Genomic DNA, 20980 nt, shown 5'->3' on the forward strand with positions numbered 1-20980 from the left:
TTAGGCCACAAAAAACAAATAAACAAATATAATCCCTAAGTCAGCTAAAACATGACTGATAATCCCGCCAACAATCGTATTCCATTTTTGCCTCATATAACTCCAGAATACTCCGGCTAGAAAAACAGGAATTACAGAAAATACATTCCATGGCCACTCGAACATTGGGATAACCGATAAAAAATGATAAAGGCTATAAAAAGTGGCAGTAAATAAGGTGACGATGTATGTATGAAAGTGTGATGATAACTTTTGATGCATAAAGCCTCGCCAATAAAGTTCCTCTAGAATTGGATTGATTACAACAAGAATCAGAATGAGCCATAGGACAATGTTACCGGAAAATCCCCATTCCTTTAGTAGTATCAACAACTCTTCAACATTTATAACGTATTTTTGTAGCCACGCCAGCCCTCCAAAAATGGAGATGAAGGCCAGGACGCCACTTCCTATACCTAATTTCATAGATTGAGAGTTTTGCTTAAATCCCATATATGAAGTTGCCAATTGAAATGATTCATTCTTTATCCACATTCGTTCTATAAAAGGAAGAAACAATAGCCATCCATAAAATAGGATGAACGTAAGAGGAACACTACTCATGACCTGGAGTCCTAGGAAGATCATGAGAGTTGGTCCAAAAAGCAATAATAGTATATACATGTCTTATCCTCCGAGTGAGAAGTGGTTTACCGTATTCTACAACTATTTATATCGGAAAAGCATAGGTGCTTTGATGAGTCTTTTGTATTCTTTTTTCTTTTTGCGTTCGTCATTGCTTTGAATAAACAAGTAGGAAAAAGCTTCCCACATGAATATCCAGCCGCCAACGGTAAGGCTCTCTAAGATAAAATGTTGGAATAATTTCGGATCGATATCATTCTTCAATAAGAAGGATGTAATTGTAAATAATGAAGAAACACAAATAAACATGATAGCTTTCTTATTACGTTCTCGAAGTCGGCGCTTCGTTATGTACCAATAGTACTCAAAGAAGTTACGGATCCCATTAGAGATCGTCTTTTCTAACTCTGGATCCTTTGTTTCTTTTCTGATATTAAAACGTAAGGATATCTTTTTATTAATATCAATATCTCGGGAGCACTCCTCAATAAAAGCCTTTAAACTACTGTCAAGGTCACGAATGTTATAAACTGATGAGTCCCAGTTGTTAAAAATGTCATCGTACTCTTGAATCGCTATTTCTATAATGTAATCCCCAGACTCTTCATCAACGGTATAAAATTGATCTAAATAATTTTTTCGCTTCATGATTAGCCTCCTTTCATTTTGTTATTATTTGTACCCAATTTTCATAATGCTAAATACCTCGGGAAAACTATATGCAACATCTAAATGGAGGTGAAGGGCATGAAGTCAGTCATTATAAGTTACATAATATGCACAATCCTTTTTACTCAGGTACAAGCAGAAAACATACGCTCTTCACGTGATCACGCTATCCACAAAATATCACTAACACAAAAAACCTACAAGTTTACGGCAAGTCGATTCACCCAACCTTTATCTACCTCAATCAAACTTGATGTGCCGATCATCCGACAAATGCCGGAACTTCCAAGAGGATGTGAGGTCACGAGTCTCGCTATGATTCTACAGCATAACGGGATTAATGTAGGAAAAAATGAACTTGCCAAAAAAGTAAAACGAGATCCCACACCCTATCAAGTCAAAAATGGCCAAGTGAAGTTCGGGAACCCTAATCGTGGCTTTGTAGGTGATATGTACAGTTTTCAAAAGCCAGGACTAGGTGTTTATCATAAGCCTATTCACCAGCTTGCACAGGTGTATGCCAAAGACCGAGCTGTAGACTTAACCGGGAAAAGTTTCAACGTGATTTTGGAGCATGTATCCCAAGGGGTTCCTGTATGGGTGATCCAAAATTCAAGCTTTGATCGTTTATCTAAAAAGCATTGGATGAAGTGGCAAACCCAGGATGGTCCAGTTGATATCACCTATCATGAACATTCGGTGGTCATTACAGGCTTTGATGAACACAACGTTTACATTAACGATCCGCTCACGGGGACAAAGCACCGAAAGTTAAATAAAAAGGCATTTATCCGTGGTTGGGATCAGATGGGGCGTCAGGCGATTGTGATTCAGAAGGGATAATGATGAAGGAAAGCAAGAGGAATAGTTCTATAGAAGGAATGAACTGGTAAAGCATTGTGTTATACTAGTTGGCAAATAGTGTTCGCGATATTAGGGCGGTCGGCTATATCCCCAAAAGAAAGGGGGTGTGGCCTATAGAACTTTACCATATCCTAATGATATTGTTTTCAGCAGGTATGTTTCTTGTTGGGTTGTTAGGTTTTGTGGTGAAGCTTATTGTTGAGTTAACAAAAGACCAAAATAAATAGACCCCCTAATATTGGCGTATCGGGCGAGGTCTATTTATTCCAATAGGCTGATCCCCTTGAGGGAACACTATTTTGGGCGATCGTAGTTGCTGCTACGGTCGCTTTTTTATTGTATGATTCTTCTACTTTTATATTACCACCCTTGAACGAAATCGTCGAGTGGTCCCACTTCTACTGCAAAATCTTATTTGTAATGCTTTTCAAATAGGCTTCGCAGACCTGCTTTGTCCGATCATTTCGTTGAATCGTTTCATCCATTAGTTCTTCTTTTAACTCCTCATAAAGCTCAACTATAGTGAGTAGTGCTACTGCGCAATCCTTTTCATCATGAGCTGGAGCACAAGCTACGAGGCGATCGTAATATTCGCCAGCTTGTTTTTCTAAGTGACGAGTTCCATTTGGTTTATATCCGTTTTTGATTTTAACCATAGGTCCGATAATATGGTTCATGAAAAAGTGAATTGTTCCCAAGAGATCGAAAATTTCTCCACGACCTAATTTTACAGAGCAATAATGAATCCATGGCCAAAAACGGTCTTCGATGTATTGAAAATCTGGGTAAGGGAATGAAGTTTTTGTTTGCACGATTACTTGTGAAAGAGCAGAGTCTCGCTCCCACAAAATAGCAGGATCCTCAACGCGAACCGAGAGCTCATCTAGTGTAATAAATTTATAATCAACATGTAGCAAAGGATCGTTATATAAGCATACAATTAAACGAGGCTCATCTACATGCTCACCTGTAAAAGAGGATAATAAATCGCCGAACTGACCTGCAAAAGCGTCACGGTTATGCATGATCTCTTCTTTGTATTTAGGATCATACACAATCACAAAATCCAAGTCCGAAAATTCATCCATATCCCCGAAGAGCCAAGAGCCTCCCATAGCTACGCCAACGAGACGCTGATCCTGTTTGGTTTTTTCAATTACTTTGTCGACAAATGATTGATGTATTGGTAAAGCGTTCATTCCACTATCCCCCCTATTCGAAAAGTTTATCTTTAACTTTATCATATAAACTGAAAAGCTACTAGAAGAGATTTCCATATTTAATGAAGAAGAAGTTTAAAATGTGAAAATGCGGGATAATGAACAACTTAAGCTTATATTGAGGTGAATGTTATGAAGGATGTCATTTTGTTTTTAGCCAAAATCGTAGATACATTTCATGATCTGTTTTTATATTTATCTGAGACCTTTGGATTAGGGTTAACCGATAAAGAACTTCATTTTTGGATTGTTGGGTTCTTTGGATTTTTAAGCTTCCTCTTGGTACATATTGCTTTTCGTGTTCTCTCGAAATGGAGTATTACAGCGATCTCGTTTATATATACATTTACGATGGTTCTTGTATTTGTGTTTGCTCTAGAAATTCAACAAGGAATTACAGGAAGCGGGAATATGGAGTTTGATGATGCAGCCATTGGTGTTGTTGGATTCTTTGTTTTTTTTGGTGTGTATGTATTGATTCGAGGGATAGCGTTTGGTATTAAAAAACTCCATTATAGAAGGAAGCATTCCGTTGATACGTAAATAAAAAACGTTGGGCTTGTAAGTGAGGTCCAGCGTTTTTTTGTTTAAATACCAATTCATGTGTGATCACGTTACTATAAGGGTATTTCAATTGTATTACAACATATGACTTTTTGATGATACACATAAGGGAGAAGGTTTGATAAACTATTGTGAACTATATTTGTGTACATTAAAACAATAGTTGGAATAGGATAAAATATACTCCCTTTCAGACAGGAGGATGCATGATGACAATGAAACCATACGTTTTAACACAAACGGAATATGTGAACAACGAAGAGCTTAACTATCCATTTGAAGAGCGAGGCTTACAATTCGGGGATGGTGTGTACGAGGTTGTCCGAATATATGATGGTGAATATTACTTGATGGATGAACACGTAGAGCGACTGTATCGCTCAGCTGAAGCTATAAAGATAGAGGTTCCATTTGAAAAGGCAGAGCTGTATCAAAAGCTGAATCAATTGTTAGAGATGAACCATGTAACGGGAGATGCGAAAATGTATCTTCAAATCACACGTGGCTCAGCTCCTAGAGATCACGTCTTTCCTGAAGGGGTTGTAGCGAATCTCTACGCTTATGTGAAAGACGTACCACGTAAGCTAGAACCAATGCGTGAAGGCGTCTCTGTCATTACGCACCCTGATATTCGTTGGGAACTATGCTATATCAAGAGCTTGAATCTGTTACCAAATGTCATGGCGAAGCAAGAGGCAAAAGAGCAAGGAAGCTTCGAAGCGATCCTACACAAAGAAGGGAAAGTAACGGAGTGTAGTTCTGCAAATGCTTATTTAGTCAAGGACGGTACAATTTATACACACCCTGCTACAAAGAACATTTTGCATGGTTGTGTGCGTATGCGTATTGAGGAATTTTGTGAAAAGCTTGATATTCCGTTTAAGGAAATTCCTTTCACCCTTGAGCACATTCAAGAAGCGGATGAATTGTTCTTATCAAGTAGTACAGCAGAGGTTATGCCAATTACACAAGTAGATGATAAGTTCATCGCTGATGGGAAACCAGGTGTAATAACCCGTCAACTACAACAAGCATATGAACAAGATGCTGGGATCCCAGAATATCGATCCATTTTTGAAACGGTTTTGCGACCAGGTTTCGAAGAGCCCGAGCCACAAGCTGATGCGAATTAATATACACCCCACTAGGCTATTTTGATAGCTTGGTGGGGTTTTTCAATCGATAGCCCCTTGCCTATTTCCTGAAAATACCTCAAAATCTAATATTATGAATGTGAATAGGAAAGGGAGAGAGTATGAAACGGGCTTTATTTTTATCTGTGTTTTTGGTTTTGTTTTTAGTTGGGTGTAACCAGAAGGGTAGTTCAACTCCAGTCCTAGTGGATCTTCAGGAAATCGATGAGGCGATCGGGGATTATGTTAAAGATACATATGAAGATGACGATTTTGTTTCCACTGTTATTGAAGAAGAGAAAGAAGAACCAAGATATTTTTGCTCGTATATGACTTCAGGGTACGAGACTCTCTCTAGTATGAAAGTTGAGGTGTATGGAGGTGTACTCTGCCATCATACTACCGAGGACTCAAAATATGGAAAGCAAGCTTTTGTAAGTCCAATAATGTTTACGTTAGATCTTCGGGCTACTTTAGGCTACGACGTAATCAGCCATAAGATCCCAACAAAGGTGGAGCCTTGGGGAGAATTTGCTCCAGAAAAGTACTTGTATGATAGTGGAAGTTTAGCTAGTAGATTAGAGGGCCGTGTCTATGAAAAGGCAAATGAATTCTATCACAGATAAACAGAAACAATAAAAGAAAAAAGAAGGTGAGACAGGTGAAAGATCATATCCTTCACCATATCGAGCAAATTGAAAAACAGCATAACGTCAAAGTTTTATACGCTTGTGATGCGGGTAGTCGAGCTTACGGACTACATGCCCCTCGAAGTGATTATGATATTCGATTTATTTATATACATAAACCAGTGTGGTATTTATCTATTGATCAGCAGCGAGATGTGATTGAATTGCCTGTAGATGATTTACTCGATATGAATGGATGGGATCTGCAAAAAACACTGAAACTGTTCCGGAAATCAAATCCACCGTTGTTTGAGTGGTTGCAATCAGAACTTGTCTACATCTCTGACTCTTTTTTCTTAAATTCGATTAAACAATTGGAGGTTGAGGTATTCTCACCAGTTCCAGTGCTATTTCATTATTTTCACATGGCAAAAGGGAATGTGAAAGATTATCTAATGCAAGATGAGGTAAAAGTGAAAAAGTATCTTCACGTATTGCGTCCGATCTTGATGTGTAAATGGATTGAGACCTATAAAAAGGCACCTCCCATTCATTTTGATAAGCTGTTAAATGATTTGTTACTACATCCTGGTGTAAAACAGGCCCTTCATTATTTGAAAGAAGTGAAAAAGAGTCAAGATGGGCAAATATATGTAGATCGTAGTCCTATTTTACATGCTTTTATAGAAAGAGAAGTTGAGCATCTCGAAACATACATTCAAGCACAAGATACAACGAAAAAGGAGATCACACCTCAGCTTAATCAGCTCTTTCTAGAAACCCTTCAACATACATGGGGAAAATAAATGATGAGTACTATGGACTGCGGTCACAACTAAGTGGCTGGTTTGAGCGGCATGGTTATCGAGTGGAAGTGAAGCGGCTGAGTGATATATTGCATGTGGTATATGCTGTGAAGGAGCAACTGTCTGAGTGACGCCCAAGCCATTAAAGGTGCGCCTAAATTTCCCATACCATCATTAATCTCAGCAAGAAGGTGAAAGCTCCCTCTCTCAAGAGAGAACTTTCACCTTTTAACTTCCAAGACTTCTATCATCTCATGATCAGGGCCTTCGTAGAATACAGTTCTCCAACCATTCCCTACTGCAATAGGACCTTCTCTAGGGAAGAGACCTTTCTGCTTCAGCTCAACCCTCAACTCATCTACACTTTCCACCTGACAACACAAATGGTTCTCAGTCTGCACAGGTTGTGATTCACTTGCAAACAGTTCAAGCTTCACTTCTCCCTTTTCCAAAAAGAGAATGGATTCCTCTCCCAAAGAAAATCGTTCGCCAGCCTGAAAACCAAAATACTCGTTATAAAACCGATAGGATCGCTCTAAATCACTCACGTGAATCCCTACATGATGCACCTTCATCATGAGTGATCACCAAGTAAAATGAGGTTCATGTCTCCAAACTCATGCCAAAGGTAACCTTTCCTTAAAGCATTTTGATATGCATTCATCAGTATATCCTTCTTAACAAAGGAAGTGAGCATATCGAGGTGACTAGCTTCGGGTTCGTGGAAACCTGTCAGCAAGCCATCTACAGAGCGAACTTGATACCCATGACCAACATATAGCCGTGTTATTCCATGGTGAGCACTCAGTCTCCCATCATCATTGATGCAGGATTCCAGTGCTCGAACCACTGTAGTGCCTGCTGCGATAACGCGTCCGCCACTTTTTCTAGTCTCATTCACTAGGTGTGCAGTTTCCTGTGAAACGTGAAATGCTTCAGGATGTGCTTTGGGGTTTGGCCAGCGATTTTGTTCGTAATAGCTTAATCCGGTATGCAGTTGAACATAGCCAATTTGGACACCCATTTCCTTAAGTTTTTTCAACAACCTCCATGAAAAAGCTCGACCTGCAGAGGGCATTTCAACGGAACCTGGGACAGATGAATAAACGGTTTGGTACATCTCAAGTGGCCAAGGAGTATCAATATACTCGTACCGAATTGGTGTACCGAAACGATAAATAAAATCGAATAATTCAGTTCCTTCTAATGAAAATGAGAGGACAACAAGGGGAGGTTCACTCCCCAGTCCTGACACGGTAGCTTCAACGCCACTTTTTTGAAAACGAATGGGCGTGTTCGTTTGAATGAGATCTCCAATGAGTAAGGCTTCCCACTCATGAGAAGAGACTTTACGTGAAAGTCGTACCTCAATGTCATGATGTCCTTGTTTTGCTTTTAAAACAGGTGGGATCGTGCGGCTATTGTTGAGGATCAGCGTATCACCCTCACGAAAGTATTGTTCCAAATTGAAGAAATGATCATGAGTGATTCCTTGACCATCAAGTACCATAAGTTTTACGTGATCTCGTGCACCAGTTCGGAGCTCGGCAGGAATAGATGCATTTAAAGACTCTGGTATGTCAAAAGAATAAGGAACACCCATTATGCATCACTCTTTTCTAGAGAGAATGATGGAGCTTGAAGGCGTTCTCCATTTACATGGGAAGAATCATCAGAGCTTAAATATACAAATACATCTACACGCTCAGTTGGGTCTGCTAATTCATAGTTACAGTCTGGAACAGCAATATCATGCATGTCAGTGTTCATTTCGCCTGGATCGACCATATTCATTCGAACACCACTTCCATCAAGTTCATCTGCCCAAATTTGTGTAAGACCTTCAACACCAAATTTTGAAATCCCATAAGCTCCCCATTCACGAAAGCCTGTATTCCCTGCTTCTGATGTAACATTTATAATTGAGCCAGAATTACGAGCTAACATTCCAGGTAGAACTCGTTTGGTAACGAGGAAAGGATTTGATATATTCACACGTATTACATCTTCAAACTGCTGAAGTGGATAATCGGCAAGAAGACACGGTCCATGCCCAAATTTAGATGCGCTATTAATTAAGGTGTCAATGCGACCAAAGCGATCCTCCACTACGGATATAAAACGCTCAACATCATTTGGATTCGAAGCATCAGCAGATACTGCTATCACTTCAGCTCCTAGTGCCTCAGCTTCATTTTTGGTTTCCAGTAAAGCTTCTTCACCTCTTGCACAAATTCCAAGCTTAGCTCCTCGATTAGCAAATTCAAGTGTTAAAGCTTTCCCTAACCCTTTTGAAGCTCCTGTAATAACCACAACTTTATGATTCATACGACATGCTCCTTTGTATTGTTTTTTCAATCTGTAACTCTATTGTAGAAATGTTATGAGTAAAACAAATCAGAGCATGGATTGAACTTTGAATCGTAGAAAGGGAGGAAGAGAATATACAACTTTTGATGGAGATGAAAAAAACTAAATATTTTGAAAATTTTAATAGGATGTGGTTCTTATTCGCTTCCTTTCGCGATAAAATAATATTAATATCCTTTGAAGTACGTATAAGGATGCTTATATTTTATGAAGGAGGGAAGAGAATGACTGAGAAGGTTGATATCACAAGTAAAGTCATTGGCAAAGTGAAAGGTGATGGATTCGAGTTGTTCTTGAATGGTTCGAAAATTGGGGAAGTCACATTCCGCAATAACCAAAAAGAGTATATCCTTCTTCAAGGTTTCCTTTCAGAAGATCAGCGTATTTTTCAACTTAAGCCAAAACAAGAACCTGTCACTCAGTATGTTGAGGGCTGTGAGATGGGTTGGTGCTAATTAATAAATCACTCAATAGATTGTTGGCCTTTCTCGGCTGACAATCTATTTTTCATCTGATAAGAACAAAAGCGCAAGTGCCCGTTTAGCAACGAAGGGACTGGACTGAGCCCGTAGTAAGATAAAGGAAACACAAATTGTAAAACAATTTGATGTTGACTTATCGAACGGAGGCGAGGGAAGTCCCTTCGTTGCTGGGATCTGGAGCTGGATGTGGCCCAGCTCTCATTAAAAAGTTATACACAAGCCACGCATTTTATAATTTCCTAGACTATAAAAAAGTGAACGCCAAAAGATGACGCTCACTCACTAAGCTTTTCAACAAATTCTGTGATGTTATAAAAGTATTGGATAATTGGGCCAAGGAAAATTGCTGTAATAACAGTCCCTATTCCAACTACATCCCAACCACCAAGGAAAAGACCTAAGAGAGCCAATGCAGCTTCGAACAATATGCGTACAAATCGTTTCGACTGATTAGTTCTTTCGTTTACAATCATCATAAAATGGTCGACTGGAATGTGAGGAAAAGGTGCTCGTAAATACATGCCAATTCCTAAACCAAGCAGGATCACACCGATTGTAAATACACTCCACTGAGCCCATAAGACATCCATTCGAATATTTCCAAGTACTTGGTAGAGCCATAAGTTTAATGTTCCACCACGCAATAGGATAGGAAATAAGGACTCGAACCGAGGTCTCTTCTTCTCGATCCAAGAATTCACAAGAACTAAAATAATAAAACCGACAATTAAAAAGTAACCTACTTTTATATCGAATCGTTCGGATAACCCTACTGCAACACTATCCCCAGGAGCGACTCCCGCTGCGGATATGATTAATAAAGCTAATCCTAAACTAGAGATTATGATCCCGAATAAATAGAGTAGAAATTGTAATTTCTTTCTCTTATTTCCGAAGTAATGATGCCACATTTGAGAGATTCTTTCCATGTTGAACTCCTTTTTTACAAATTCCCCTTTTAGAATCAGATTTAAATGGGTATAGAAATAAGTAGTACCAATTTGAGCTAAGTCTCTATATTAGAATAAGGCAAATAGAATTGAAATAAAATCTTTTTGCCATCATGAAACATATTATATCCAATAAGACCTACTTTTAGAAAGGAGGAAGGAAAATTTAAATTATTGTGGAATTGCTTAGAAGGCGGTTAAATGATTGCAGTACATATACTAGAATACGTTGTTCTGTGATCTATGAATCATACAACAAGACTGATTTTCTTTATAGATAAAATCTTTTAAGATGAGGGGTTATACGATATGCGTCCTCGAAATTTAGAGTTAATAGAAATTGCGAAGAAGTATGTACAAGAAGAGATGTCGTATTGTACGTATGCTTGTTTAATAGGTTCAGTAGCTAGAGGAGAAGCTGATGATTTTAGTGACATTGATTTGATTTGCTTTACTGGCCGTGAGACGTATCTTGGGAAGCATGATGTGTCTTATAAAGGTGAAGTTATTCAGATTGATGTGAAGTCTATTCTAGAATTTCCTAGTAAAGAGCTCTTTTCCTATAACCCTTGGCACTACCGCTACTTAGTTGAGTCTGTCATTATCAAAGACACGAATGGAGAGCTAAGCAAGCTGCAAGGGTGGTCGAAGTCATACTTCGGTTCCATTCAGGGGCAAAAAGACGTGATCCGAGATGTAACGACCATTGTGGAAGGTCGTAAGGATTACGCAATCAAACAAATGAACATTGGAAAAGATTTTGCTGCAACACACGCAGCGATTGGTGCATGGACCGAAGCCGCGCTTCTTTATCAATTTTTATATGAGAATCGTGTATCTATCGGGTCACTGATGCCAACGCTAAGAAAGCTTAACTTCTTCCCTAAGATTGTCGATTTACTCCCAATTGGACCTGTAGAAGAAGTAGATATAAAAGAAGCGTCGAACACGATGACAACGTTAAGGTTGTATCTTAAGAATGCTGGATTTGAACATTTACCTTCCATTTCAGATTTACAAGATAAAATTTGGCACAATAAAGCTGACCGCTTAATGCTTGAAGGTGATTTGTATAATTATCTCTGGTTGTCATACAGTGAAGCTTTTCTTCTCTTGCTTGAGACTTCACAGGATGAAGATTTTGAATCGTACTTTAAACAGTTACCAACAGCTTTACAGAGGCAATTAGAGGATCTTGGATTAGTATCACTCCAACCAGAGGATATCCATCAAATCTTGGATATCGGTGATAAAATGATGGAGTACGCTAAAGACCAACTTAAAAGTGAGCAAGGGTCATAATGGGGAGCTGCATATCTATAAGCAGCTTCTTTTTTTTGTCTATGAATTTATAAAATTTATGGTTTGTGTATAACTTTTTAATGAGAGCGGGCCACGTCCAGCTCCTTCGTTGCTAAATGGGCGCTTACGCTTTTGTTCGTCCTAAGAGTTTGTTTCACACCCCATACATCAGGGAAAGGTTCAACTATGAAGACTGCACGCTAAAGGAGATCAGTCATGAAACCCAATATTCAATTACTGTTATTGACTATTCTAGGAATAGCTCTTTTTTTCATTTTACTTATACCGTTAAGTTTCGTGTTTCAGGTGATCTTTGGACTTATTTATATAGGTGCAGTGTTCACCATTTCATTTTATATTATGCTTGAGCGACGTTCTTCAACGAACACGATCTTATGGATCTTTTTTATCTTTTTCGTTCCGATTATCGGGTATTTCTTTTACATTTATTCCGGGCAACTGTCCCGTCAAGGCATCCTGTTTCAAGATAAACGTAGAAAAGCTCAGGAAGTCTTTCATGCTGAGGAGCCTGTTCCAAGAGTACGAGCTACTGAACGGTTGAATGAACAGCAACAAGCTGTGAGCAAAGTGGTTCAATCTCTCGCTGATACACCCGTTCGTACCCAGAGCCATGTTAACATTTTGACGAATGGGCAAGAAGCTTTTCCAGAAATCATGAAACATCTTAAGGAAGCGAAATCATTTATTCATATGGAGTACTACTTGTTTAACTCTGATGAAACGGGTTACGACATTATGAATATTTTAATACAGAAGGCAAAAGAGGGCGTAAAAGTACGTCTATTATATGATTCAGCAGGTAGTTTGAAACTAAAGCAAAAAGACGTGAAAAAAATGAAGGAAGCAGGCGTTGAGGTTCATGTGTTTTTGCCGATCAAAACAGCATTGGTTACGCAAACCTTTAACTTCCGAAATCATCGAAAAATCATTGTGATTGATAATGATATTGCTTTTGTTGGCGGTATGAATATTGGTGATGAGTACCGAGGGATTTCTGAGAAGTTTCCGGATTGGCGTGATACACATACTATTGTTCAAGGGATGCCAATCAAAGAGCTCCATTTAATCTTTCTAATTGATTGGTGGTATATTACGAAAGAAAATATCATTGAAGAGTTCAGCCGAGTCGTAATCCCTGAACTAGAGGAATATAATACGGATGCTCAAATTGTACCAAGTGGACCACATAATCAGCATCAGATTATGCGAGATGTATATAATGCGCTAATTAATAGTGCGAAAGAGCGTGTCATGATTGCGACACCATACTTTGTCCCCTCTCGTGAAATTCATTCTGCATTACGCATAGCAGCACAAAAAGGCTTAGAAGTGAAACTCCTTATTCCAAAGCCTTCAGACAACTGGCTAACGTACTATGCAGGGCATTCTTATTTTCCGGAATTGCTTGAAGATGGAATTCAAATCTATCTTTATGAGAAAGACTTCATGCACCACAAAATTATGGTTGTGGATGATCATACCGTTTCAGTTGGAACTGCAAACATGGACTTACGCAGTTTCTACTTGAATTTCGAAGTCAATGTCATTATGTATGGCGGGCAACCTGTCGAGCAAATTATTCAAAATTACCATTCAGATCTAAAAGATTCCATGAAAGTGGATCACGATCAATTTATGAAGAGACCTTTATCAGAAAAAACAAAAGAGGCCATTGCGAGGATATTTGCTCCGTTATTGTAGTGGGTCAGAGAGTAAAAAAAGGACTGATGCCCCGACATCAGTCCTTTTTATCTGTTTTCTATCTTTTTCTAGGAGACACCAGAAACGTCAAAATTAAGAATAAAGCAAAGCTTAGTAGTAATAGAGAGCCTCCACCGATGTAAAAGATAAAGGTGAAGCTTTCGGATACTTCAAAAGGACGGACCATGTATAACCACATTCCTGCAGTTAATCCGGTTGACCCGATGATACCTGTCCAAGCATGTGTATAAGCAAGTTTTTTAAAGTGTGTTTCAAACAATAGGTAGAAAGCTGACCACGCAAATAACGTTAGCCATCCTACCACGAGAATATGAGCGTGGATGGGTCTTAATGCGTACGCTTCTCCTTGTGATCCTGCCATGTGGGCACCTAGAAAAGCACCGATCATTGCAAACAAGCCAGCAAAGCGTAGTAGTAATAGGCTTAATGATTTCATTGAGCATTCCCCCGTATTTTAGTAGATCAGTATCTCTAACTTTATCATATTTTTGCGAAGGCAAGATAGAACAGAGGTGTGAACATTACGTGACGGATTTACTCAATAAGAGAGAGTGAAAGCTATGCTTACATTCAAAAAGTGAAGACTTAAGTTTATTCGATATCATAGATTTTTTCCTCCCATTCCTTTTCAAGTTGTTTCTCCTCGACAATAAACCATAGTTTCGTGAGTAATATACATATGTAAAATAGACACCCAAAGATCGCTCCCATTAAAATTCCAAGAGGTCCACCAAGAAAGAAACCAATTATCCCTGATAAGAGTGGAAGGAGTACAATGAATACTTCCATTTTTTCATCTCCTAGTACATGTGATAGTACTAGCATATAAGAAAAAGAATATTTTTACAAAAATCGTAAAAACACGTAATTTTAAAAACAATTTAGGGAATAGGGTATATAGTTTCACGTAAAAGGAGAGTTTGCATTGGTTCAATTAAGATACTTTAATAAAGATGATTTTAATCTATTATATTCATGGATACCTGATTTCACATTTTTACACCAATGGGCTGGTCATTCATTTACATATCCGCTAACAGATGAACAACTTTATAAGTACTTAGAAGACGCTAATCAGGATGGTGCATCAAAACTTATATATAAAGCAATAGACGAAGTGTCTAATAAGGTTATTGGTCATATTTCGATAGGAAGAATAGACCGAACGAATCAATGCTCGTATAGGACGCGTATTAATAGGAGATTCAAATTACTTAGGAAAGGGAATCGGTACAGAGATGGTTCGACAATGTGCGCGGATAATTTTTGAGGATTTAGAATTAAATCGCGCATGTCTTGGAGTATTTGATTTCAATAAAGTGGCTATTCGTTCTTATGAAGAGGCTGGGTTTGTACAAGAAGGCAAGCTGAGACAAGCTCGGAAATTTGGTGAAGAATATTGGTCCTTAATTGAAATGAGTATGTTGAAAGAAGAATGGAACGAGTACAAAGATTAGAAAGGGGCATGCAAGATGATTATTTCATACTTACCTTTAGATATTGATTCTCCACATATGAATGAGGTAGTAGACATCTATCATAATGTTTACGAGGGAAGCGACCCTGTAGAAATTAGAGGACGTTTTCTGCAGCATTCTACTTATCCAGGTTACACAGGTTGGGTTGCGGTTTGTGATGACCGAATCGTGGGCTTTGCTTATGGGTTTAGTTCCACATCAGGACAATATTACCGAAGCAAATTAGAATCTGTTCTCGAAGATAAAGAAATTCATTCTTGGTTAAATGATTGTTTTGAATTTGTTGAGATGGCAGTATTACCAGAGTTCCGTCGTCAGGGAATTGCTTCTACCCTTGAAAAACGTCTTTTAGATAAAGCACCTCATCAAACGTCAGTACTTACTACCGGATCTGCGAATGAAGATGCTAGATTTTTGTATGAAAAGCTAGGTTGGGAAAGTGTAAAAGAAGCTCAAGTGATCCCAACAGACGACCCAATGCTCATTATGGGAAAAAAGCTCAACGTAAGAGTTGATTAAGAATTTGTAAAGGAAATATATTTGTATTGTCTATTTGTTAAAACTCTTTTAAACTTAAGGGGATTTTGCAATTAGGAGGAACGTGGCCTTGAAAACCTATTTAGAAATATTTCTTATATCTTTACGTCTAGGTTTGACATCATTTGGTGGACCTGTCGCTCATTTGGGTTATTTCCAAGATGAGTACGTAAAAAGGAGGAAGTGGCTCGATGATAAAAGCTTCGCTGATCTCATCGCACTATGCCAATTCCTACCTGGGCCTGCTAGTAGTCAGGTCGGAATTTCAATCGGGATGGTCCGTGGAGGTATCATTGGCGGGATCTGTTCATGGATCGGCTTCACGCTTCCATCTGTCATTGCTCTTGTCATTTTCGCACTTGCGATCAATGGGACGAGTATTGAGGGGGCAAGTTGGGTAAGCGGATTAAAGCTTGTTGCAGTAGCGGTTGTAGCTCATGCGATTATGAACATGGGGAAGAAGCTTACTCCTGATCTCCCACGGATAACAATTGCGATGATTACAGCATTTATTTTGTTATTTTATCAAACAGCAGTATCTCAAATCGCTCTTATTATTGTAGCTGGAATCGTTGGCATTATGTTATTTCAAAATAAGGAGCTTCCACAGGGAAATGATGTTGGCCTTACTTATAAAAAAAGGACAGGAATTATTTCGCTCAGTTTGTTCTTTATTCTCTTAATTGGGATTCCTTTTGTTGCATCATGGTCTTCATCAATTTATGTAACCATTTTTGATACGTTTTATCGTGTAGGTTCGATTGTTTTTGGTGGAGGACATGTTGTACTTCCGTTACTAGAGGCAGAAGTCGTACCAAATGGATTTATCTCAAAGGAAATGTTCTTAGCTGGCTATGGTGCTACACAAGCTGTTCCAGGTCCGATGTTTACATTTGCTAGCTTTATCGGAACGGTTATGTCTGGCGTATCAGGAGCGGTCGTTGCTACGATTGCAATGTTCTTGCCGTCATTCTTCTTGCTTATTGGTGTACTTCCGTTTTGGGATGATTTACGAAAAGTGAAGCGTGTACGTGCAGCGTTACTTGGAGTAAATGCTGCAGTGGTAGGACTGTTGATCGCAGCTTTATATGATCCAATCTGGACAAGCGCGATTACTTCAAGTAAAGATGTTGCCGTAGGCTTAGCGGCGTTCACACTGTTGTATTTCTGGAAAGTTCCAGCATGGTTGGTCGTAATCCTAACTGTGTTAGGGAATGTGGTTATTTCATTATTGATATAAGTGATGTTAGGACTGAATCGAATGGGATTTAGTTCTTTTTTTGGTTTAACTAATGAAACATTATTATTGTTCTTTAGTTATTTATGAGGATTTTATCCCGTTATATGGCAGTAATCTTGTATAAGCTGGTGCTGGGTGGTTCCGTTACTTTTGTGGAGATCGGCGGGCTGTGTTCTCTTGGCAAGGGACAGTATTCGCTCGGGTAGGTGATGGAATCGCTCGGGTAGGTGACGGAATCGCTCGGGTAGGCGATGAAAAGCCCGTATTATCTCGATTCCAAGTCTTCCTCATAAGGGGGCTTTAATGGAATAAGAGTTTAAAGGCAAAGTAGATCAAACATAAAAAACACCAGCCCCAAACCGGGCTGGTGTTTTACATCATCTTATTCATGATCGTTCATGTTAGCCATTTGCTTTATCGTGGACGGCTAATTTGCTAACAAGTTGAGAGCTTGCGTCATTGAGGCCGATTACTTCAACCTCTTTGCCTTGCTCTCTGAACTTCATAACAACTTTATCAATCGCACCCACAGCAGAATCATCCCATACGTGGGATTTGCTGAAGTCGATTACGACAGAGTCTGTATCTTCTTTGAAATCGAAGAAGTCAGCCATGTCAGACACGGAAGCGAAGAATAATTCGCCGCGAACGTTATATAAACGTACGTTTCGTTGTACATCCATTGCTTTTTCTACATGAATGTTTGAGATCTTCGCTACGAAGAAGATTGCGCTTAGTAGTACACCAGCGAATACACCTTTTGAAAGGTCGTGTGTCACGACAACAGTTACAACCGTTACGATCATAACAGAAGCATCTGTTTTTGGCATAATGTGTAGCTTCGTAAGAGAAGACCAGTCAAATGTTCCAACAGAAACCATAATCATAACGCCGACTAAAGCAGCCATTGGGATCTGAACTAAAATATCCTGGAATGAAATGATAAGAACCATTAAGAATACACCAGCAACTAACGTAGAAAGGCGGCCACGTGCACCAGATTTTACGTTAATAACGGATTGACCAATCATCGCACAGCCAGCCATTCCGCCAAAAAATCCAGCAACCACGTTTGCAATACCTTGACCACGTGCTTCTTTGTTCTTATCACTTGGTGTATCTGTCATATCATCCACAATTTGAGCCGTTAATAGAGATTCAAGTAAACCGACCATTGCTAGAGCCATGGAATATGGGAAGATGATTTTTAATGTTTCAAAGTTTAATGGGATATCAGGTATTAAGAACATCGGAAGTTCTGATGTTAAGTTCCCCATATCACCAACTGTTTTCACACCAGCACCTGTTGTAACCGCAATAATTGTCATTACAATGATTGCAACAAGAGGAGATGGAACTGCTTTTGTAACGCGTGGAAGAATATAAATGATTGCAAGAGAACCTGCTACCATTGCGTACATAGCAAGGCCTTCACCTTCGAAGTGAGGGAGCTGAGCCATGAAAATTAAAATACCCAGAGCGTTTACGAATCCGACCATCACAGAGCGTGGAATAAATTTCATAAATTTACCGACCTTTAAGACGCCGAGTAAAATCTGTATGATTCCTGTCAATATTGTGGCTGCGAGCAAGTACTCTAACCCATAGTCCTTCACTAGTGTTACCATCAGTAAGGCCATTGCGCCTGTTGCGGCGGAAATCATCGAAGGACGTCCACCAACAAAGGAAATCACAACTGCGATACAGAAGGAAGCATACAATCCGACCATTGGATCAACGCCCGCAATAATGGAGAACGCGATTGCCTCAGGAATTAGTGCCAAAGCTACTACGATTCCGGCAAGTACATCTGCTCTCACATTACCAAACCATTGTTGTTTAATTGTTTCTAGGTTCAAAAGAACACCTCTTTCTATAATTTGTAAACTGACCCCTGACCGCATCAAAGGTCTTAACCGAACACAACGAGAGAGAGTATAACACATATTTTAAAAATCAAATAATCGCATGTAAGCGCATAAATTGGACATATTCTTTGAATATCTCATATATGCTCGTACATAGATGCTGATTCCATAAAAGTGACATTTATTTGTCTGAATATTTCAGGTGAGTAATTTCACACGCGTACGTGGTAAAATGTAGGTATGTACATAAAGGAGGAATTATCGTGTTTCAGAAGATATTATTAGCTGCCGATGGATCTGAACATGCTTATCGCGCAGCACAAAAAGCAGCTCACTTAGCAACAATTGAAGGGGGAGCTCGAATTACTCTTTTATATGTAATAGATCCATCTTCCTCTAAGCACGATATTATCGCAGAAGGAAGTAGTCGAGGTAGGCTCAATGATATACGACATCAACGAGTAAAACAAATAGAAGACTTATTTGATCGAAAAGAAGTAAGCTATCAATATCAAACATTAAAAGGCGAGCCCGGTCCAAGCATTGTTGAGTATGCTAACAATGAAGACTACGATGTGATTATTATTGGAAGTCGTGGTCTGAATGGATTGCAGGAGTTTGTATTAGGTAGTGTTTCTCACAAAGTTATGAAACGTGCTCATTGTCCTGTGATGGTTGTGAAGTAATATCGGGGCTGTCTAGCAAAATAGAATTAAACGCAAAAAAAAAAGAAACTCCAAGTCAAAAAAATGCTTTCGACCTGATCGTTTCCTAAGTCGAAAGCATTTCAGCACTCTTACAGTACTTCATCCAAAAACAACACCATCAAATCTTCATCAAGATAATGTTCTTTTCCTAACTTAATTGCTTTCTTCTCCACTCCGTATGGTTCAAATCCCATCGCTTCATATAGAAGTTTAGCAGGTTTATTGGTGGAAACAACACTTAGTTGAATCTGTTCAATGGAAGAGGATTTTGCTTGATCGATACAAGCTTTGATCAACGCTTTTCCTACGCCTTTTCCACGTGCAGCAGGAGAAACATACATTGCTAAAATCTCGCCTTTATGCTCAAACTTTTTGTGTTTACCTGGAATAAATGTCACTACGCCTAACAATTGCTGCTTGTCATAAGCCCCATATGTAAAAGCACTGTCATCACTAAGGCGTTCAGCTACAGTTTCAATAGGCTTTAGTCGTTGCATCGCTTCATCGTACGTTGTAATAAACGACTCAGGATTTTTTTGTAGGGCTTCTAACCGTAAATTCCAGTAATGTTCTGCATCATTTGCTCCTAGACGTTTGACCTCCATCTCATGTCCTCCTCTTAACCTATATTAGTGGTACTTTATCTAAAAGTATTTTCTTTGTCTATACTTACATCTTTTAACTTAAGTAATGGTATCGTTTCTGGGTTGTTTTCATAGCGATGAATGATAGATTCCAAACAACTAAAATTAAAAAGCCAAAGGAGATTGCCTGAATAAGCAATGTGAGTAACGGAGCGAATCGGGATTTAAACACCTGTTGCTCATCACTCCAGTTAAGCCTTGGGTTATTAAGGTCCACTGGAGTGCTCGAGTTTAATGGTGATATGAGTGACATGAAGGAACAATTCCAACTACCCTTGAACAAATCTTCTTGGAGCTTACCAACCATGAGTAATACCCTTACCTTATTTAAAATCATGATGAAACAGTACTTCTCATGGGCGGAAGGATAACAAACAAAAGACAGGAATCGTGTTCTTTATTATCGCCATGATTCCCGTAACCTTATTCTGGTTCTGGTTTGTAAATGGGATCGTAAAGCAGACTCGAAAAAAGGTGTGTACAAATGATAGAAATTCAAAACGTTACAAAAAGCTATTCTGGCAGTAGAAAGGCTGTCAATCAATTAGATTTAACCATCCCTGATGGCAAAATCTTTGGATTTCTGGGTCCAAATGGTGCCGGTAAATCCACAACAATCAAAATGATCACAGGTATTCTGCCTATTGATGAAGGCACGATAACGATAATATGAAAGGACTGGATTAGCCTAAATCGCTTTAGCCATAATAATATGGGGACCAATTGGATGAATGTCAAAAACATTTCCAACTTCATGGAAACCTAATTTTTTATAGTAATCACTCACTGTAGTTCGAGCATTGCACCATAATGTATCTGCCTGTCTTTCTCGTAAAATACTTTCTGCTTTATGAATGAGGTGGGTTCCTGCTTTTTGTAGGCGATATTCTGGGTGTGTAGCCATACCCCGAAGACGATAGTGGTGTTCCCCTTTAATATCTGGGTGTTTTTCTTTGTATAAGGAAGCAATACTAATCAAATCTCCAACACTATAAACACCTATGTGAAAAGCATATTGATCGTGGTCAGCAGGATATTTACACGCTTCGATCGTTTGGTTGGGTCGTAAAATTTGGTGCCTTAATTGGTATGTATCTTCTGGTGGAATATGTTTGATTTCCAATAGGATCCCTCTATTCTGACGTGTGAT

General features: G+C 39.0%; 26 protein-coding genes and 2 pseudogenes. 15 read left to right on the forward strand and 13 right to left on the reverse strand.

Features of this window, described 5'->3' with window-relative positions; all coding sequences use genetic code 11:
* Together GS400_RS04090 and GS400_RS04095 are read right to left on the reverse strand one after the other, a co-directional pair.
* Positions 1-663, reverse strand: coding sequence for a CPBP family intramembrane glutamic endopeptidase (locus tag GS400_RS04090; protein WP_160099255.1), 663 nt, complete (start codon positions 661-663; stop codon positions 1-3).
* Between the two features lie 42 nt (positions 664-705).
* Positions 706-1272: a hypothetical protein gene (locus GS400_RS04095; protein ID WP_160099257.1), complete on the reverse strand. Its 567-nt coding sequence runs from the start codon at positions 1270-1272 to the stop codon at positions 706-708.
* Between the two features lie 99 nt (positions 1273-1371).
* On the opposite strand from GS400_RS04095, the gene GS400_RS04100 reads away from it, so the two are divergent.
* Both GS400_RS04100 and GS400_RS20130 read left to right on the forward strand, forming a co-directional pair.
* Entirely contained in the window at positions 1372-2136 is a 765-nt protein-coding gene (locus GS400_RS04100) for a C39 family peptidase (RefSeq protein ID WP_236561116.1), read from the forward strand.
* A 155-nt stretch (positions 2137-2291) separates the two neighbouring features.
* Positions 2292-2384: a putative holin-like toxin gene (locus GS400_RS20130; protein WP_236561118.1), complete on the forward strand. Its 93-nt coding sequence runs from the start codon at positions 2292-2294 to the stop codon at positions 2382-2384.
* A 171-nt stretch (positions 2385-2555) separates the two neighbouring features.
* Here GS400_RS20130 and GS400_RS04105 read toward each other — a convergent pair whose 3' ends face one another.
* Positions 2556-3356 carry an aminoglycoside 6-adenylyltransferase gene (locus tag GS400_RS04105; protein ID WP_160099261.1) on the reverse strand — a complete coding sequence of 267 codons (801 nt, stop codon included), beginning with the start codon at positions 3354-3356 and terminating at the stop codon, positions 2556-2558.
* A gap of 153 nt (positions 3357-3509) precedes the next feature.
* Here GS400_RS04105 and GS400_RS04110 point away from each other — a divergent pair, with 153 nt between their 5' ends.
* The 4 genes from GS400_RS04110 to GS400_RS04125 all read left to right on the forward strand — a co-directional run bounded on the left by GS400_RS04110 (position 3510) and on the right by GS400_RS04125 (position 6509).
* Positions 3510-3920 (forward strand): hypothetical protein, encoded by a 411-nt coding sequence (locus GS400_RS04110; RefSeq protein ID WP_160099263.1) that lies wholly within the window; start codon positions 3510-3512, stop codon positions 3918-3920.
* Positions 3921-4150: 230 nt separating this feature from the next.
* A complete protein-coding gene (dat, locus tag GS400_RS04115) occupies positions 4151-5074 on the forward strand; it encodes a D-amino-acid transaminase (protein ID WP_160099265.1) in 924 nt (307 codons plus the stop codon).
* A gap of 122 nt (positions 5075-5196) precedes the next feature.
* Entirely contained in the window at positions 5197-5700 is a 504-nt protein-coding gene (locus tag GS400_RS04120; protein ID WP_160099267.1) for a hypothetical protein, read from the forward strand.
* 35 nt (positions 5701-5735) lie between these two features.
* Entirely contained in the window at positions 5736-6509 is a 774-nt protein-coding gene (locus GS400_RS04125) for a nucleotidyltransferase domain-containing protein (protein WP_160099269.1), read from the forward strand.
* Between the two features lie 221 nt (positions 6510-6730).
* Here GS400_RS04125 and GS400_RS04130 read toward each other — a convergent pair whose 3' ends face one another.
* The 3 genes from GS400_RS04130 to GS400_RS04140 are packed head-to-tail and all read right to left on the reverse strand — an operon-like array spanning position 6731 to position 8837.
* Entirely contained in the window at positions 6731-7087 is a 357-nt protein-coding gene (locus GS400_RS04130; RefSeq protein ID WP_236561120.1) for a VOC family protein, read from the reverse strand.
* Positions 7084-8112 carry an S-adenosylmethionine:tRNA ribosyltransferase-isomerase gene (locus GS400_RS04135; protein WP_160099273.1) on the reverse strand — a complete coding sequence of 343 codons (1029 nt, stop codon included), beginning with the start codon at positions 8110-8112 and terminating at the stop codon, positions 7084-7086. Before GS400_RS04135 ends, GS400_RS04130 begins: the two co-directional genes overlap by 4 nt.
* Positions 8112-8837: an SDR family NAD(P)-dependent oxidoreductase gene (locus GS400_RS04140; protein WP_160099275.1), complete on the reverse strand. Its 726-nt coding sequence runs from the start codon at positions 8835-8837 to the stop codon at positions 8112-8114. The genes GS400_RS04135 and GS400_RS04140 overlap by 1 nt, the downstream gene beginning before the upstream one ends.
* 266 nt (positions 8838-9103) lie before the next feature.
* Here GS400_RS04140 and GS400_RS04145 point away from each other — a divergent pair, with 266 nt between their 5' ends.
* The gene (locus tag GS400_RS04145) at positions 9104-9334 is read left to right on the forward strand and encodes a DUF2553 family protein (protein ID WP_160099277.1); all 231 of its coding nucleotides are present in this window, start codon (positions 9104-9106) and stop codon (positions 9332-9334) included.
* A gap of 302 nt (positions 9335-9636) precedes the next feature.
* Here GS400_RS04145 and GS400_RS04150 read toward each other — a convergent pair whose 3' ends face one another.
* A complete protein-coding gene (locus GS400_RS04150) occupies positions 9637-10290 on the reverse strand; it encodes a YczE/YyaS/YitT family protein (RefSeq protein ID WP_236561122.1) in 654 nt (217 codons plus the stop codon).
* A 330-nt stretch (positions 10291-10620) separates the two neighbouring features.
* Between GS400_RS04150 and GS400_RS04155 the strand changes: the two genes are divergently transcribed.
* Both GS400_RS04155 and cls read left to right on the forward strand, forming a co-directional pair.
* Positions 10621-11613: a nucleotidyltransferase domain-containing protein gene (locus tag GS400_RS04155; protein WP_160099279.1), complete on the forward strand. Its 993-nt coding sequence runs from the start codon at positions 10621-10623 to the stop codon at positions 11611-11613.
* A 216-nt stretch (positions 11614-11829) separates the two neighbouring features.
* Positions 11830-13335 (forward strand): cardiolipin synthase, encoded by a 1506-nt coding sequence (gene cls, locus GS400_RS04160; protein ID WP_160099281.1) that lies wholly within the window; start codon positions 11830-11832, stop codon positions 13333-13335.
* 58 nt (positions 13336-13393) lie between these two features.
* Here cls and GS400_RS04165 read toward each other — a convergent pair whose 3' ends face one another.
* Positions 13394-13792, reverse strand: coding sequence for a hypothetical protein (locus tag GS400_RS04165; protein WP_160099283.1), 399 nt, complete (start codon positions 13790-13792; stop codon positions 13394-13396).
* Between the two features lie 155 nt (positions 13793-13947).
* On the reverse strand, positions 13948-14145 hold the full coding sequence (locus tag GS400_RS04170) for a hypothetical protein (RefSeq protein ID WP_160099285.1): 198 nt from the start codon (positions 14143-14145) through the stop codon (positions 13948-13950).
* Positions 14146-14281: 136 nt separating this feature from the next.
* Here GS400_RS04170 and GS400_RS04175 point away from each other — a divergent pair.
* The 4 genes and pseudogenes from GS400_RS04175 to GS400_RS20295 all read left to right on the forward strand — a co-directional run bounded on the left by GS400_RS04175 (position 14282) and on the right by GS400_RS20295 (position 16915).
* A pseudogene (locus GS400_RS04175) lies at positions 14282-14813 on the forward strand (GNAT family N-acetyltransferase).
* A 15-nt stretch (positions 14814-14828) separates the two neighbouring features.
* A complete protein-coding gene (locus GS400_RS04180) occupies positions 14829-15353 on the forward strand; it encodes a GNAT family N-acetyltransferase (protein ID WP_160099287.1) in 525 nt (174 codons plus the stop codon).
* A gap of 82 nt (positions 15354-15435) precedes the next feature.
* Positions 15436-16611, forward strand: a complete 1176-nt coding sequence (locus GS400_RS04185; RefSeq protein ID WP_160099289.1) for a chromate transporter — start codon at positions 15436-15438, stop codon at positions 16609-16611.
* 169 nt (positions 16612-16780) lie between these two features.
* Positions 16781-16915, forward strand: coding sequence for a hypothetical protein (locus tag GS400_RS20295; RefSeq protein ID WP_255454157.1), 135 nt, complete (start codon positions 16781-16783; stop codon positions 16913-16915).
* A gap of 97 nt (positions 16916-17012) precedes the next feature.
* On the opposite strand, the gene GS400_RS04190 is transcribed toward GS400_RS20295, so the two are convergent.
* The gene (locus GS400_RS04190) at positions 17013-18470 is read right to left on the reverse strand and encodes a SulP family inorganic anion transporter (RefSeq protein WP_160099291.1); all 1458 of its coding nucleotides are present in this window, start codon (positions 18468-18470) and stop codon (positions 17013-17015) included.
* 272 nt (positions 18471-18742) lie between these two features.
* On the opposite strand from GS400_RS04190, the gene GS400_RS04195 reads away from it, so the two are divergent.
* Positions 18743-19165 carry a universal stress protein gene (locus GS400_RS04195; protein WP_160099293.1) on the forward strand — a complete coding sequence of 141 codons (423 nt, stop codon included), beginning with the start codon at positions 18743-18745 and terminating at the stop codon, positions 19163-19165.
* 110 nt (positions 19166-19275) lie between these two features.
* Here the strand turns inward: GS400_RS04195 and GS400_RS04200 are convergent, their stop codons facing one another.
* Positions 19276-19791, reverse strand: coding sequence for a GNAT family N-acetyltransferase (locus tag GS400_RS04200; RefSeq protein WP_160099295.1), 516 nt, complete (start codon positions 19789-19791; stop codon positions 19276-19278).
* Between the two features lie 73 nt (positions 19792-19864).
* Positions 19865-20083: a hypothetical protein gene (locus GS400_RS04205; protein ID WP_160099297.1), complete on the reverse strand. Its 219-nt coding sequence runs from the start codon at positions 20081-20083 to the stop codon at positions 19865-19867.
* A gap of 231 nt (positions 20084-20314) precedes the next feature.
* On the opposite strand from GS400_RS04205, the pseudogene GS400_RS04210 reads away from it, so the two are divergent.
* Positions 20315-20497, forward strand: a pseudogene (locus tag GS400_RS04210) (ATP-binding cassette domain-containing protein); the annotation flags it as partial.
* Positions 20498-20518: 21 nt separating this feature from the next.
* Here GS400_RS04210 and GS400_RS04215 read toward each other — a convergent pair.
* Positions 20519-20959: a GNAT family N-acetyltransferase gene (locus tag GS400_RS04215; protein WP_236561231.1), complete on the reverse strand. Its 441-nt coding sequence runs from the start codon at positions 20957-20959 to the stop codon at positions 20519-20521.
* Between the last annotated feature and the right edge of the window lie 21 nt (positions 20960-20980).

It is taken from the genome of Pontibacillus sp. HMF3514, assembly GCF_009858175.1.
Classification (GTDB): Bacteria; Bacillota; Bacilli; order Bacillales; family BH030062; genus Pontibacillus.

Coding starts and splice junctions, on each gene's coding strand:
- GS400_RS04110 (WP_160099263.1), top strand. CDS start 3,510: ATGAAGGATGTCATTTTGTTTTTAGCCAAAATCGTAGATACATTTCAT.
- GS400_RS04100 (WP_236561116.1), top strand. CDS start 1,372: ATGAAGTCAGTCATTATAAGTTACATAATATGCACAATCCTTTTTACT.
- dat (WP_160099265.1), top strand. CDS start 4,151: ATGACAATGAAACCATACGTTTTAACACAAACGGAATATGTGAACAAC.
- GS400_RS20130 (WP_236561118.1), top strand. CDS start 2,292: ATGATATTGTTTTCAGCAGGTATGTTTCTTGTTGGGTTGTTAGGTTTT.
- GS400_RS04200 (WP_160099295.1), bottom strand. CDS start 19,791: ATGGAGGTCAAACGTCTAGGAGCAAATGATGCAGAACATTACTGGAAT.
- GS400_RS04205 (WP_160099297.1), bottom strand. CDS start 20,083: ATGTCACTCATATCACCATTAAACTCGAGCACTCCAGTGGACCTTAAT.
- cls (WP_160099281.1), top strand. CDS start 11,830: ATGAAACCCAATATTCAATTACTGTTATTGACTATTCTAGGAATAGCT.
- GS400_RS04180 (WP_160099287.1), top strand. CDS start 14,829: ATGATTATTTCATACTTACCTTTAGATATTGATTCTCCACATATGAAT.
- GS400_RS04135 (WP_160099273.1), bottom strand. CDS start 8,112: ATGGGTGTTCCTTATTCTTTTGACATACCAGAGTCTTTAAATGCATCT.
- GS400_RS04170 (WP_160099285.1), bottom strand. CDS start 14,145: ATGGAAGTATTCATTGTACTCCTTCCACTCTTATCAGGGATAATTGGT.
- GS400_RS04150 (WP_236561122.1), bottom strand. CDS start 10,290: ATGGAAAGAATCTCTCAAATGTGGCATCATTACTTCGGAAATAAGAGA.
- GS400_RS04145 (WP_160099277.1), top strand. CDS start 9,104: ATGACTGAGAAGGTTGATATCACAAGTAAAGTCATTGGCAAAGTGAAA.
- GS400_RS04105 (WP_160099261.1), bottom strand. CDS start 3,356: ATGAACGCTTTACCAATACATCAATCATTTGTCGACAAAGTAATTGAA.
- GS400_RS04165 (WP_160099283.1), bottom strand. CDS start 13,792: ATGAAATCATTAAGCCTATTACTACTACGCTTTGCTGGCTTGTTTGCA.
- GS400_RS04095 (WP_160099257.1), bottom strand. CDS start 1,272: ATGAAGCGAAAAAATTATTTAGATCAATTTTATACCGTTGATGAAGAG.
- GS400_RS04130 (WP_236561120.1), bottom strand. CDS start 7,087: ATGATGAAGGTGCATCATGTAGGGATTCACGTGAGTGATTTAGAGCGA.
- GS400_RS04140 (WP_160099275.1), bottom strand. CDS start 8,837: ATGAATCATAAAGTTGTGGTTATTACAGGAGCTTCAAAAGGGTTAGGG.
- GS400_RS04090 (WP_160099255.1), bottom strand. CDS start 663: ATGTATATACTATTATTGCTTTTTGGACCAACTCTCATGATCTTCCTA.
- GS400_RS04155 (WP_160099279.1), top strand. CDS start 10,621: ATGCGTCCTCGAAATTTAGAGTTAATAGAAATTGCGAAGAAGTATGTA.
- GS400_RS04120 (WP_160099267.1), top strand. CDS start 5,197: ATGAAACGGGCTTTATTTTTATCTGTGTTTTTGGTTTTGTTTTTAGTT.